Below are 12566 nucleotides of genomic sequence, written 5' to 3' on the forward strand. Positions count from 1 at the left end.
GGCTACGAAGAGGTGACGACGATCCGGCAGTCGCCGCCGGACCGCGCCTGAGGCCGCCGCCCGCGCCTGTCCGCCGTGTTCGGCGGTGTCAGAGAGTGCGGTCGGTGCCGACCCCGCGGAGCAGCGTGTCCACCAGGAGGGCGGCCAAGGCGTCGGTGTCGTCGCCGTCGCTCTGGGCCGCCTCGTGGATCAGCGCGTAGTAGACCCGGCGGGCCCACGTCACGTCCACGTCGGGGCGGAGCACGCCCGTCTCCTGGGCCCGGCGGAACATCTGCTCACACTTGGCCTGCACGTCGGCGTGGACGCGCGCCACCTCGGGATCGGCCGATGACGCCCGGCTCATCGCGAACCCCCAGTCGATCTTGACGCGCAGCACGCTCGCCGTGACCTGGTAGAGCGCGACCAGGGGCGGGGCGGTGGTGGAGTACTGCGCCTCGACGGCCGTGGCGAACTGCCGGGTCGCCCAGGCCGTCATGGCGTCGACCAGCGCGTCTCGTGAGGCGAAGCGCCGGTGGACGGTCGTGCGGGCGACCCCGGCGGCCTCGGCGATCTGTTCCATGGACGCGGCCGGATTCCTGCTGAGGACGCGCTCGGCCGCCTCCAGGATCGTCTGCACGGTCCGCTCGGCATCGGCACGCAACGCCCGCCCGCCACTCACCACTTCGTACCCCTTCCGCTGCCCACCGAGACTACAGGAAAGTTCCACCTCGAGCCTTAGTTGCAACATTGGTGTTGCATCTACTAGGTTGAGCGCATCGTAGTTGATGCAACTTCAGGAGGTTCTCATGGACATGCGACTTGCCGGCAAGACCGCGGTGGTGACCGGGGCCAGCCGGGGGATCGGGCTGGCGATCGTGACCGCGCTGGCGGGCGAGGGGATGCGGGTGGTGGCGGGGTCGCGCACCGTCTCGCCCGAGTTGAAGGAGACCGGCGCGATCGCCGTGCCGGTCGATCTGTCCACCTCGGCGGGTGCGGCCACGCTGATCGACCACGCGCTGACCGAGCTGGGCGAGATCGACGTGCTGGTCAACAACGTCGGCGGCGGCGATGGGGGCGAGGGGCAACTCGGCGGGTTCCTCGGCTTCGACGACGACCAGTGGCAGCAGGCTTTCGACCTGAACTACCTCAGCGCCGTCCGCACCACCCGCGCCGCCCTGCCCAGCCTGCTCCGCCGTTCCGGAGCCGTCGTCACCATCTCCTCCCTGGGCGCCCGGATGCCGCACGTGGGCCCGATCACCTACACGACCGCCAAGGCGGCCCTGACCGCCTTCGGCAAGGCCCTCGCGGAGGAGTTCGGGCCCCGGGGCGTGCGGGTCAACACCGTCTCGCCCGGCACCGTCCGCACCTCCATGTGGGAGGACCCGTCCGGGTACGGCGCCGCCGTCGCCGGCGCCATGGGCGTGGACCTGGAGCAGTTCCTCGCCGGGCTGCCCGCCGCCACGGGGATGACCACCGGCAGGCTCGTCGAACCCGCCGAGGTCGCCGCCCTGGTCACCTACCTGGCCTCCCCGCTGTCGGGAAGCGTGACCGGCGCCGACTACCTCATCGACGGCGGCTCGATCAAGACGGTCTAGGCGAGCCTCCGGTGGAGAGTCCTGGCTGATCCTCTCCTTGCCCGGGATAACCGGGTGACAGAACGTCATGTTCGGGGGAGATTGTCCGGATGCATCGAGAGTTGATCAGCGCGATCGCGCATCTTGACCATCCCATCGCCACCCCCATCACCGAGGCCAATCTGGATCGGCTGCTTCGCCGGGCGAAGCTCCGGCCGGGGGCGCGGATTCTCGACCTCGGTTGCGGGGAGGCCGCCTGGGCGCTGCGGGCGCTGGAGCTCTGCCCCGGGGCGACGGCGGACGGCGTGGACATCTCCGTCTCCGGCCTGACCGCCGCGGCGAAGGCGGCGGAGGAACGGGGGCTCGCGGGCCGCCTCCGGCTGCACGAGTCCCCGGCCGCCGACTACCGCGCCGCCGAGCCGTACGACCTGGTGCTCTGTGTCGGGGCGACGCATGCCTTCGGCGGGCTCGCCGCCACCCTGGACGGCGTCCGCGCGTTCCTGCGGCCCGGCGGTCTGGCGCTGGTCGGGGAGGGTTTCTGGGAGTCGCCGCCCACCGCCGAGGCGCTGGCCAGGCTCGACGCCGAGCCGGACGAGTACGCGGATCTCCCGGGAACCCTCGCGGTCGCCGAGAAGGCCGGTTTCCGCGCCGTCTACGGGCATACCAGCGAACTCGGCGAATGGGACGAGTACGAATGGTCCTGGACCGGCTCCCTGATCCGCTGGGCCCTCGACCACCCGGGCCCCGACGGCGACGCCGCCCTCGCCGCCGCCCTCGCACACCGCGACATGTGGCTGTACGGCTACCGCGGGATCCTCGGTTTCGTCACCCTGCTGCTCCGCCGGACGAACTGAGCGTCGCTCCGGCTGTTTGCCGAACTGGAACGGGTGCCGGACGACCTCCCGGCTGCGGCGGCGGGCGGTGTGCTGACCGGGGCGCCGCCCGGCTGAAGTCCCGTTCCGCGCGGTGCGGCGAGGCGTGCAGCCCCGTTCCGCGCGGTGTGGCGAGGCGGCGTTCTTTGTCCGGGTGTGGTTAATTGGAACGGTATTTTATCCGGTGCTCGTTCAGGGACGGCACGACTGCCTGAATCAGCGCAAGCCGGGTCAATGGATCAGGTTTTGTCGCCACCCGTGCGACCGCCGGGCCGCCTTCCGCGAGTTCTGCCATATGGGCGGGAGGCGGCGTCTCCCCGCGTGGGCCGGGCGGCATTGCCGCGGGTGAAACCGGCTCGGCGTCTCCGATGGTCATGGAGTGGATGCGGGAGTTGTCGATCCTGGGCAGACCGGCGGCGGTGGATTGGTTTACCGTGCGCTGTCGAGGACAGATCAGTAAGTTATTCGTAGCAGTGTCTACTCTCGCGGAGATACGCGTGCGACTATCAGAAGTCCGGGCGGGCGAGCTTGCGGGCAAGCGCTTCGCTAACGGGCGATTGTCATGGAAGTGTCATGATTCACTGTTGTCGGTGCCCATCGGATGGCGGGGCCTGCCCCGATGCTCCGGCCTGGCGGGAATGCGTCGTGTCCAATGGCGTCACGCAGACACATTGCGACCGTCCGGCCGGGGGACACGACAGGAAGCGGGCCAGTGGATCTGCGTTCATCCGGTGGATGAGCAGGGACGCCGTCGATAGGGCGGATCCAACCCATGGCGACTCCGCACTCGATCCCAGATGGGGAACCGGACGCACTGAACGGCGGATAGTGGTTCCTGGAAGCGCTATAGTACGCGCAACCTCACGACTTCCCTTGGAGCGCTGGTATGGCAAAGAAGATCGTCGAAACGTTCACTGATGACCTCGACGGCGGCGAAGCCGTAGGAACCACCCGATTCGGGTTGGATAGCGCCGAGTTCGAGATCGATCTGTCCGAGAATAACGAAGAGAAGCTGCGCAAGGCGCTTGCGCCGTACATCAATGCCGCTCGCCCGGTTCGGCGTGAGCGTGTGGTGCGGCGCGGCCAATCCGCCGCTGGTAACACCCTTGGCAGGGACAAGGCCAAGGAGATCCGTGCGTGGGCTAAGGAGCACGGGATAGACGTGAGCGAGCGCGGCCGGATCGCCGGCAGCGTTGTGGAGAAGTACGAGGCTCGCTGAGGCCGGACGAAACAGAGAAAGCCCGCGCCTCGTGAGAGGAGCGGGCTTTCTCACTTATCCGGAAAGCCGGCCTGACTTGCCGCGCTAATGGTCGTGTACCGGCGGGGCGTTCCCGGGGCTTTTGGCAGGGCGTTCCGGGGCGAGGCGATCATTGGGGGGAGCCGGGTGGGAGCGTGAGGCTGCCGTAATCGCCGGCGCGCGGCGTGGAAAAGGGCCGCGCGCCGGCGGAGGTCAGGCGGCGGAGACGGTGACGTCGTCGGCGTTGACGAACATCACCCGGTGGCCGAACTGGATCTGGTAGTACTTCAGCTTCCCGCGCACCACCGTGTGCTGGGTGGCGTCGAAGGTCACCGCGCGGTAGTACTCGCTCCTGGCCGACAGGCCGAGTGCGTACTTCTGCCCGGCGGCGAGCGTGTACTGGAGCGGCGTGATCACCTGCGCGGGCACGCCTTCCGGATACGCCTCGGCCTCCGGGTAGGCCCTGCCGTACACCGGGATGGTGTCGCGGCCCGGCTTGGGGGTGATGAGCAGGCCGCGGGCGGGAACGGCGGTGGGGTTGCCCGGCGGGTTGTGGAACCACGCCTTCTGGCCGAGGTACCAGATGGCCGTCCAGTCGCCGGCGCGGTCAGCGAGGGCGTAGCGCTGGCCGGTGGCGGCGCGGGCGCTGTGGTCGTAGACGCTGTAGAGGGAGTCGCCGGTGGGGTGCTTGCCGATGTCCTTGACCAGCGGGGCGTCGTCGCGGGGCTCGGTGCGCAGCCAGACGGACGAGGAGCCGTGCGGCGCGCAGGCGGCCGTCGGGTCGGCCGGGTCGCAGCCGTAGTAGTAGGGCCGGTTGCGCTGGTAGTCGGGGAGGATCATGACCGACTCGGCGTGCGGGCCGCCGGAGCCGCGCAGGGGCGCGCCGAGCAGCTTGAAGTAGTGCGCCCAATCCCAGAAGGGGCCGGGGTCCTCGTGCATCCCGCGCACGGTAGACGGGATCGTGCCCGGCACGTTGTCGTGGCCGATGATGTGGGCGCGGTCGAGCGGAACGCGGTGCTTGGCGGCGAGATGGCGCACCAGCTTGGCCGAGGTGCGATACATCGCCTCGGTGTACCAGGAGCCGCCCTGGGCCAGGAATCCCTCGTGCTCCAGGCCGATGGACTTGGCGTTGACGTACCAGTTGCCGGCGTGCCAGCCGACGTCCTTGGTCTTGACGTGCTGGGCGATGTGCCCGTCCTGGGAGCGCAGGGTGTAGTGCCAGCTCACGTACGTCGGGTCCTGGACCAGGCGGAGGGTGGGCTCGTACAGCGTCTCGGTGTCGTGGATGACGATGTAGTCGATCTTCTGGCTGACCGGCCGGTCCGCCAGGTCGTGGTTGCCGTAGTCGCCGGCGCCCAGGTCCTGGTAGGGGGCGGGGATCCACTCGCAGGAGATCGTGCGCGGGCATTCCACGCCGTCGGGCCGTGACTTGCGCAATCCGAGCCGGTCGAGCCACTTCTCCAGCGGCGCGAGGCCGGGCGAGGCGGCCAGCCGTACGCGTTCGCCGTCGTCGGTGACGCGGTCGGCGCCCTCGCGGAGCACGCCGTAGACCTCGTCGGCGAAGGACTTGGCGGCGGCGGTGTCGGCGGCGCCCGAATAGCGGGCGACCGCGCCGTACCACTCGGCGGGGTCGTCGCCCAGCGGCGCGCCGAGCTGCTTCTGGTAGTCGGCGAGCAGGGCCGCGCCACCCCGGATGTTGGCCGCCGGGTCGGTGCGGAGCCGGTCACGGGTCTCGCCGGTCAGCTCGGCCGCGCGTTCGAGGGTGCGCATCGAGGGGGTCACGGCGGGCTGCGCGGGCTGGGCGGCCGGGTGCTTCGCCGGGCGGGAGTCGTCGCCGCGCGGGTCCTCTTCGGCGCCGGTGTGATGGTGGCTCCCGGCGATCAGCGCGGCCGCGTCGGTCAGGTGCATCGGACCGAAACCGGCGGAGGTGCTGGGCAGCCCGGCGTTGGCGTCCCAGCGCGACTCCAGGTAGGAGACGCCGAGCAGCACGCTCTCCGGCACGTCGAAGGCTCGGGCCGCCTCGGCGAACAACCGCTGGCGGTCGGCGTCGTCGGCTGCGGCCGAGGTGGAAGTGGGGGTCAGCAGGGTGAGGCCGGCGATGACCGCGAGGGCCGCGCGCAGGCGTGATCGCATGGGGGTGCTCCTGGGCTGGGGGCGTTCGTGCAGCCAGCGTGAGCAGTCGTGATCGAGTTGTCAATATTTTTCTTCTTACGCGGTAAATCGTCGAAGAAATCCTTCACGCTCGATGGGCCGACGCGGTGACCAGGAGACTGCTTAAAGTCATCGAGTGAACGCGCAAAGTGATGGCAAGGTGTAGCCTTGGGTGAGCATCGTGATGCTTGATACGCCGCATCTCTGATGTCACGCTGAAAATGTGAGGACAACGGTGCGTCTCGATGAGGATGTCGCCTCCGCTGTGGAGCGGCTGCGACACGAAAGGCACATAGGGCTGAGCGAAGCCGTCAACGAGCTCGTCCGGGCGGGGTTGCGCGCTCGTCCTGAGCGTCGCGTCTTCCGACAACGCACCCATGCCATGGGAGTGCGGGTGGACGTCTCCAACGTGGCGGAGGCGCTCGACCTCCTCGACGGGCTGGAACATGATCGTTGATGCGAATGTGCTGCTCTACGCCGTGGACGAGGGCAGCCCTTTTCACGAGCCGTCCAGGAAATGGCTGGAACGTGCTCTCAACGGGCCGGTGCGGATAGGGCTTCCGTGGAATTCGTTGTGCGCATTCGTCAGAATCGCAACGCATCCGCGCGCTTCGGCCAACCCGTTGACTGTGGACGGGGCCTGGGGATTCGTCGACGACTGGCTGGGCGCCGAGCCTGCCTGGATTCCGGTGCCGACCGCACGGCATGCGCAGGTGCTGAAACAGCTTTTGATAAAGGGAGATTTAAGAGGAAACCTGGTTACCGATGCCCACCTCGCGGCGCTCGCCGTTGAGCACGGCGTCGGCGTGTGCTCCGTCGACTCCGACTTCGCGCGCTTCCCGCAGCTCGAATGGGTGAACCCGCTCACCGTCGGCTGATCGTCCGTCACGTATGTTGTGGGTGCCGTTGACGAGGAGGGCGTGTGATGGGTGAGATCGTGCGGGTCGAGAGGTCGGGGAAGATCGCGACCATCAGGCTCGATCGGCCGAAGATGAACGCCATCGACGCCCGGTTGCACCAGGAGATCGCCGAGTGCGCGCGTGCGGTCGATCACGATCCGGAGGTGCGCGCGGTCGTGCTCTACGGCGGGGAGCGGGTCTTCGCGGCCGGGGCCGACATCAAGGAGATGTCCGGCATGACATATGCCGAAATGTCGGCGTATTGCGCGGCGCTCCAGGCGTCCTTCGGCGTCGTCGCCGCGATCGGGAAGCCCGTCGTCGCCGCGATCACCGGCTACGCGCTGGGCGGCGGTTGCGAGCTCGCGCTCTGCGCCGACTTCCGGGTCGCCGGCGAGGGGGCCAAACTCGGCCAGCCGGAGATCCTGCTCGGCATCATCCCCGGCGCAGGAGGCACCCAGCGGCTGCCCCGCCTGATCGGCCCGGCGCGGGCCAAGGATCTGATCTTCAGCGGCCGGCACGTGACCGCCGCGGAGGCCCTCGCGATCGGCCTGGTCGACCGGGTGGTGCCGGACGAGGAGGTGTACGGCGCGGCCTGCGACCTGGCGGCCTCCTACGCGGACGGCCCGCCGCTGGCGCTCCGCGCGGCCAAGCAGGCCGTGGACCACGGCCTCGACGCCGACCTCGGCACCGGCCTGGAAATCGAGCGGCTGCACTTCTCCGGCCTGTTCGCCACCGACGACGCGAAGGCCGGGATGCGCGCCTTCACGGAGAAGACCCGGGCCGAATTCTCCGGCCACTGATGCTTTGCCGGTCGGATCGACAAGCTAGATCATGATTTGGCGCTATCTTACGACTCATGGCAAAGCGACTCCGGCGCGCCGTGCGTGCCTGGTTCGACGCCCGCTACATTCCGCGGGCCGAGCACCGGGACGCCGTCCGGGACATCCTGTGGGAGGTTCAGGCGGCCGGCCGTGAGCTCGCCGAGCTAAGACGCGAGGTGGAGACGATGCGGGCGCGGCTCGCCAAACCGGTGACAGCGCCGGTGACAGCGCCCGTGAAGGTGCCCGACCCGCGCCAGACGGCCCGGTGGGACGACGCGCACCGGCTCGCGAGCGAGACGGCCTCGGCCGTGGACCATCTGCTGCAGAACGAGATCCTGCTCTGGCAGGCGGTGGACCGGATAGACCTGGAAGGTGCCACATGAGGGTGACCTGGAAGCCGGACGGCGACGTCTGGCACCTGGGTTTCCGGCTCGATCCCGAAGACGGCCTCGACGGCACGGTCACCGACGGGCAGGCCGTACGGCTGGCCACGAACTCCTGCCGGATACAGCTGCCGCGACGGGTCGCCGACGTTCATCCCGATCTGCTCGCCCTGGCGGCCTGGACCGTCGTCGCGCCCTGGACCACCAGAAGGATCACCTTCGACCGGCCCGTCTCGCCCGATCTGGCGGCGGCCGTCGAGCGGGGCTGGGGGATCGAGGTGGGCCCGGTCGGCGGCGGGCCGCGCGCGGGCGGCCGGTTGGCGATCTCCTACAGCGGCGGCGCCGACTCCGCCGCCGTGGCCGCGATCCTGCCCGACTCCCCGCTGGTCCACTTCCAGCGTGTCCCGCACCCACGGGTGCCCAACCGCTGGACCCACTACCGTTCCGACGTCCTGGCCAAACTGGCCGCGCGGACCGGCAGGGAGCTGACGATCACCCGGTCGGACCTGGAGTTCACGCTCGCCGAGCCGCGCCCCGGCTACCCCGAGCACCACGCGGTCACCGCCGGAGCCGCCCTGATGGCCGACGAGCTCGACCTCGGCGGGCTGGCGTTCGGCTACGAACTCGGCTCGCGCTGGCTCGGCGGCGGGCGCTACCTGCTCCGTTACACCCCCGACAACCCGATGTGGTCGGGCGACGGGCGGTGGGGACGGCTCTTCCAGGCGGCGGGACTGCCCATCGTGCTGCCCGTCGGCGGGGTCAGCGAGGCGATGACGATGCGCCTCGCGCTCACCTCCGAGCTCCGCCCGTACGTGCGCTGGTGCCTGCGCGGCGACGGCGGCCCGTGCGGCGAGTGCGGCAAGTGCCTCTATAAGGAGCTCATCCACGCGGCCGTCGAACGCCGCCCGCTCAAGACCGCCATCACCGCCGCCCGCCCGGTCGCCGCCAAGTGGCAGAAGCCGCCGCCGTACGGCGGGCAGGAGATGATCGAGTACGGCTGCGCGCGAGTGCCGGGCATCGAGACCACGCCCTTCGGCGTCGCCGCCGGTCACCTCGGGGCCACCGTGGAGTCAACGAGCTGGCTCGACCACTGCTACCGTCCGGCGCTTGAGGAGATCCCCGACCCGTGGCGCAAGCAGGTGACGGACTTCATGGCCGAGGAAGTCGGGTTCATGACCGAGGACGAGGAACGCCGCGTGCGTGACTGGGGGCAGGCGTGAAGGTGTACATGTCGGTCGACATGGAGGGTGTGACCGGGCTGACCGACCCGGAGGAGATGCGCGCGGGCGGCCGGGGTTACGAACGCGGCTGCGAGCTGATGACCGCCGACGCCAACGCCGTGATCGGCGGCGCCTTCGCCGCGGGAGCCGAGTCCGTGCTGGTCAACGATGCGCACGGGTCCACCAAGAACCTAAGGATCGACCTGCTCGACCCGCGCGCCACCCTGATCAGGGGGCCGGGCAAGCCCATGCGGATGGGCCAGGGGCTCGACGCGAGTCACCGGGCGGCCTGCTTCGTCGGCTACCACGCTATGGCGGGGGTCCAGCACGGCGTGCTGAACCACACCTGGATGGGCAAGGAGATCCAGAACGTCTACCTCAACGGCGAGGTGTGCGGCGAGACCCGGGTGGTGGCGAGCTACGCGGGGTTCCTCGGTGTGCCCGTCGTGCTCGTGACCGGCGACGAGGCCGTCTGCGAGGAGGCCCGTTCGCTGCTCGGCGACGTGGAGACCGTGGCGGTCAAGGACGGCATCGACAAGTTCGCCGCCGAGTTGCTGCCGCCGAGCGTGGCCCAGGCGCGGATCGGCGACGGGGCGCGCCGGGCGCTGAACCGGCTGCCCGACTTCACCCCCTACCAGACCGCGCCGCCGTACACCCTCGGCATCGAGTGGAACTCCACCGCGATCGCCGCCGGCTGCGCGCTGATCCCCGGGGTGAAGACGGTGGGGCCGCGCCACATCGAGTTCGTCACCGACGACTTCGCGCAGATCATGGCGTTGTTCGGGATCTTCGCGATGATCGGCGGCCAGGTCGCGTGCGGCAGCGGCGTCTACGGCTGAGGTGTGAGCGAGAGAGAGCCGCGGGGGCCGACGCGGCGGGCGTTACTGGTGGGCGTGGGGGCGGCGGGCGGCGCGGGCGCCATGTTCGCCGCGATGGGCGCGCTGGGACTGGCCCCCGCGGAGCAGCGGTCCGACTTCGTGCCCCCGCAGGCGTCCGACTTCCGGCTGCGCGGGCGGGCGGCGGCGAAGGTCGTCGTGCTCGGGGCCGGGATCGCCGGGCTGACCTGCGCCTACGAGCTGGGCAAGGCGGGATACGACTGCACGGTGATCGAGGCGCGTGACCGGGTCGGCGGGCGGAGCCTGACCTTGCGCGGCGGGACGCGGATCAGCGAAATGTCGGGCGAGACCCAGCGCGCCGACTTCGGCGAGGGCGTCTACTTCAACGCCGGGCCGGGGCGCATCGCGCAGTGGATGGTCACCCTCGACTACTGCCGCGAACTGGGCGTGCCGATCGAGACCTTCGTCAACAACAACTCCTCGGCGTACGTCTATCCGGCCGGAGCGACGGCCCCGGTCCGCGCTCGTACGGCACGCGCCGACGTCTACGGATACGTCGCCGAACTGCTGGCGAAGGCCACGAACGCGGGCGCCCTCGACAGGCGGCTCACCGCCGACGACAAGGACCATCTCATCGCCTTCCTCCGCCGGTTCGGCGACATCGGCGAGAGACTCAGCTACGAGGGGTCGCCCCGGCGCGGCTTCGCGGCCTTCCCGCGGACGGGCCCCGGCACCCCCCTCGCCCCGCCCGCCGGCCTCGCGGAGGTGCTGGCCGGCGGCATCGGCAGGGCCGTGACCATGGACTTCGGCTACGAACAGGCGTCCCCGATGTTCCAGCCGGTCGGCGGCATGGACGCCATCGTCACCGCGCTGGCCGCCGCCGTCGGCGCCGACCGGATCCGGACGGGCACCCGGGTGACCAGGATCACGAACCTGCCCGACGGGGTGGAGGTGATCTGCGACGGCTCCGCCGTACGGGCCGACTACTGCGTCGCGGCCCTCCCGCCGCACCTGCTCGCCAAGATCCCCGGCAACCTGGGCACGCCCGTCGTGACCGCGCTCGCCACCCCGCGCCCCGTGGCCGCGGGCAAGATCGGCCTGGAGTACGGCAGGCGCTGGTGGGAGACCGAGGACCGGATCTACGGCGGCATCACCGAGACCGACCTCGACCTCACCCACATCTGGTATCCGTCCTACGGCTACCACGCCCCCCGCGGCCTGATCGTCGGCTACTACAACACCGACGAGCACGCCGAACTGTACGGCCGGCTCGCGCACCGGGACCGGCTGCGGCGTGCCCTCACCCAGGGAAAGAAGATCCACGGTGAGAAGTACCGTTCCGAGGTGGTGTCGTCCGTCTCCATCGCCTGGCAGCGCCAGCAGCACATCGAGGGCGGCTGGGTCCGCTGGCCCTCCTTCTCCGGCGCGTTCGAACTCCTCCAACGCCCGGCCGGCCGCGTCTACTTCGCCGGCGACTGGCTCACCCACCTCATCGCCTGGCAGGCGGGCGCCATGGAATCCGCCCGGAAGGTCGTCACCGACCTCCACCACCGGGTGCTCGCCTCCGCCGGGTGACGACGGGAACACGGCGTCCGGGTGATCATGGTGGCTGGGTTCTCGCGGTGGGTGGGTGCTCGGCGCGGCCGGGTGCTTGCGACGGGATCACGGCGTCCGGGTGCTTGTGGCGGCCGGGTGATCACGGTGGCTGGGTTCTCGCGGCGGGATCACGGTGGCCTGGTGATCACGTCGGCTGGGTGCTCGACGCGGCCGGTTCTTGCGGCGTCCGGGTGCTCATGGGTTCGGATGCTCGCGGGGTTTCGGGCCGGCTGACGGCGCCTGGATGCTCGCCGGCACGTACGGCATCGTGGGTTTCGCCGGGAAGGTGGTGACTCATCGTCGCTTCCGGCCGACGCCGGGAGCGAGATGAGGCGGATGGGTGCTCGCGGGGGAAGATGAGAGCGTAGGGTTTCCGAAGGGCGATCGCGATGGGGGTTGAGGACATGGGGCCGGGGACGCTCGACTGGGTGCCGGTCGCCGGGCGGCTGGATCTCGTCGCAGAACCCGTGGCCGGGGCCGTGCGAGCGCTCGGTGACGTGGCGGCGGGCATCCGGGTGGCGGAGATCGATCCCGATCTGGCCGACACCGCCGCCTTCTGCGAGCGCTACGGCGTGACGATGGACGAGTCGGCCAACTGCGTGATCGTGGCCGCCAAACGGGGCGGCGAGACGCGTTATGCGGCGTGCCTGGTCCTCGCGACGATGCGGGCCGATGTGAACGGCGTGGTCCGGCGGCATCTGGAGGCGCGTAAGGCGTCGTTCGCGCCGCAGGCCGAGGCGGTCGCCCTGTCCGGGATGGAATACGGGGGGATCACTCCGCTGGGCCTGCCCGACGAATGGCCGGTGCTGGTGGACGAGGCGGTGGCCGTGCATCCCGGGGTGGTGATCGGCAGCGGGCTCCGGCGGTCGAAGCTGGCCGTGGCCGGGTCCGCGCTGGCTGGATTGAAGGGCGTGGAGGTGCTTGCGCTCGCGAACTGAGGCCGATTCGAGCTTGTTTGTCTCCCTCGATTGGGAAACCGTTGAGGCCGCCGGAACGTT

Annotated in this window: 13 protein-coding genes; 11 read left to right on the top strand and 2 right to left on the bottom strand. The window is 70.2% G+C overall.

From position 1 onward, the window contains the following. Nucleotides 1–88: 88 nt before the first annotated feature. Nucleotides 89–658 carry a TetR/AcrR family transcriptional regulator gene (locus tag MBA17_RS14055; RefSeq protein WP_238496875.1) on the bottom strand — a complete coding sequence of 190 codons (570 nt, stop codon included), beginning with the start codon at nt 656–658 and terminating at the stop codon, nt 89–91. Between the two features lie 127 nt (nt 659–785). Here MBA17_RS14055 and MBA17_RS14060 point away from each other — a divergent pair, with 127 nt between their 5' ends. From MBA17_RS14060 to MBA17_RS14070, 3 genes are all read left to right on the top strand, one after another. Next, nucleotides 786–1574 (top strand): SDR family oxidoreductase, encoded by a 789-nt coding sequence (locus MBA17_RS14060; protein ID WP_238496876.1) that lies wholly within the window; start codon nt 786–788, stop codon nt 1572–1574. Nucleotides 1575–1663: 89 nt separating this feature from the next. After that, nucleotides 1664–2407, top strand: a complete 744-nt coding sequence (locus MBA17_RS14065; RefSeq protein ID WP_238496877.1) for an SAM-dependent methyltransferase — start codon at nt 1664–1666, stop codon at nt 2405–2407. Between the two features lie 904 nt (nt 2408–3311). Then, a complete protein-coding gene (locus tag MBA17_RS14070; RefSeq protein WP_238496878.1) occupies nt 3312–3644 on the top strand; it encodes a histone-like nucleoid-structuring protein Lsr2 in 333 nt (110 codons plus the stop codon). Between the two features lie 231 nt (nt 3645–3875). Here the strand turns inward: MBA17_RS14070 and MBA17_RS14075 are convergent, their stop codons facing one another. Further along, on the bottom strand, nt 3876–5795 hold the full coding sequence (locus MBA17_RS14075; RefSeq protein WP_238496879.1) for an N-acetylmuramoyl-L-alanine amidase: 1920 nt from the start codon (nt 5793–5795) through the stop codon (nt 3876–3878). Nucleotides 5796–6048: 253 nt separating this feature from the next. Between MBA17_RS14075 and MBA17_RS14080 the strand changes: the two genes are divergently transcribed. The 8 genes from MBA17_RS14080 to MBA17_RS14115 all read left to right on the top strand — a co-directional run bounded on the left by MBA17_RS14080 (nt 6049) and on the right by MBA17_RS14115 (nt 12506). Further along, entirely contained in the window at nt 6049–6270 is a 222-nt protein-coding gene (locus tag MBA17_RS14080) for a hypothetical protein (protein ID WP_238496880.1), read from the top strand. Further along, a complete protein-coding gene (locus tag MBA17_RS14085) occupies nt 6260–6691 on the top strand; it encodes a type II toxin-antitoxin system VapC family toxin (protein WP_238496881.1) in 432 nt (143 codons plus the stop codon). The genes MBA17_RS14080 and MBA17_RS14085 overlap by 11 nt, the downstream gene beginning before the upstream one ends. Nucleotides 6692–6738: 47 nt before the next feature. Next, a complete protein-coding gene (locus MBA17_RS14090; RefSeq protein ID WP_238496882.1) occupies nt 6739–7512 on the top strand; it encodes an enoyl-CoA hydratase/isomerase family protein in 774 nt (257 codons plus the stop codon). Between the two features lie 56 nt (nt 7513–7568). Further along, the gene (locus MBA17_RS14095) at nt 7569–7916 is read left to right on the top strand and encodes a hypothetical protein (protein WP_238496883.1); all 348 of its coding nucleotides are present in this window, start codon (nt 7569–7571) and stop codon (nt 7914–7916) included. Then, entirely contained in the window at nt 7913–9136 is a 1224-nt protein-coding gene (locus MBA17_RS14100; protein ID WP_238496884.1) for a DUF6395 domain-containing protein, read from the top strand. The genes MBA17_RS14095 and MBA17_RS14100 overlap by 4 nt, the downstream gene beginning before the upstream one ends. Nucleotides 9137–9144: 8 nt before the next feature. Further along, entirely contained in the window at nt 9145–9975 is an 831-nt protein-coding gene (locus tag MBA17_RS14105) for a M55 family metallopeptidase (RefSeq protein ID WP_238496885.1), read from the top strand. Nucleotides 9976–9978: 3 nt separating this feature from the next. After that, nucleotides 9979–11547 carry a flavin monoamine oxidase family protein gene (locus MBA17_RS14110; protein WP_238496886.1) on the top strand — a complete coding sequence of 523 codons (1569 nt, stop codon included), beginning with the start codon at nt 9979–9981 and terminating at the stop codon, nt 11545–11547. A gap of 410 nt (nt 11548–11957) precedes the next feature. Further along, nucleotides 11958–12506, top strand: coding sequence for a YbaK/EbsC family protein (locus MBA17_RS14115; RefSeq protein ID WP_238496887.1), 549 nt, complete (start codon nt 11958–11960; stop codon nt 12504–12506). The last annotated feature ends 60 nt before the right edge of the window (nt 12507–12566 follow it).

The sequence above is a fragment of the Dolomitihabitans soli genome (genome assembly GCF_022213955.1).
GTDB classification, from domain to species: domain Bacteria; phylum Actinomycetota; class Actinomycetes; order Streptosporangiales; family Streptosporangiaceae; genus Streptosporangium_A; species Streptosporangium_A soli.

What these genes read in the sequence shown, in the direction of transcription:
- MBA17_RS14115 (WP_238496887.1), top strand. Translation starts at nt 11,958, where the DNA reads ATGGGGGTTGAGGACATGGGGCCGGGGACGCTCGACTGGGTGCCGGTC.
- MBA17_RS14090 (WP_238496882.1), top strand. Translation starts at nt 6,739, where the DNA reads ATGGGTGAGATCGTGCGGGTCGAGAGGTCGGGGAAGATCGCGACCATC.
- MBA17_RS14105 (WP_238496885.1), top strand. Translation starts at nt 9,145, where the DNA reads ATGTCGGTCGACATGGAGGGTGTGACCGGGCTGACCGACCCGGAGGAG.
- MBA17_RS14085 (WP_238496881.1), top strand. Translation starts at nt 6,260, where the DNA reads ATGATCGTTGATGCGAATGTGCTGCTCTACGCCGTGGACGAGGGCAGC.
- MBA17_RS14070 (WP_238496878.1), top strand. Translation starts at nt 3,312, where the DNA reads ATGGCAAAGAAGATCGTCGAAACGTTCACTGATGACCTCGACGGCGGC.
- MBA17_RS14060 (WP_238496876.1), top strand. Translation starts at nt 786, where the DNA reads ATGGACATGCGACTTGCCGGCAAGACCGCGGTGGTGACCGGGGCCAGC.
- MBA17_RS14100 (WP_238496884.1), top strand. Translation starts at nt 7,913, where the DNA reads ATGAGGGTGACCTGGAAGCCGGACGGCGACGTCTGGCACCTGGGTTTC.
- MBA17_RS14095 (WP_238496883.1), top strand. Translation starts at nt 7,569, where the DNA reads ATGGCAAAGCGACTCCGGCGCGCCGTGCGTGCCTGGTTCGACGCCCGC.
- MBA17_RS14065 (WP_238496877.1), top strand. Translation starts at nt 1,664, where the DNA reads ATGCATCGAGAGTTGATCAGCGCGATCGCGCATCTTGACCATCCCATC.
- MBA17_RS14075 (WP_238496879.1), bottom strand. Translation starts at nt 5,795, where the DNA reads ATGCGATCACGCCTGCGCGCGGCCCTCGCGGTCATCGCCGGCCTCACC.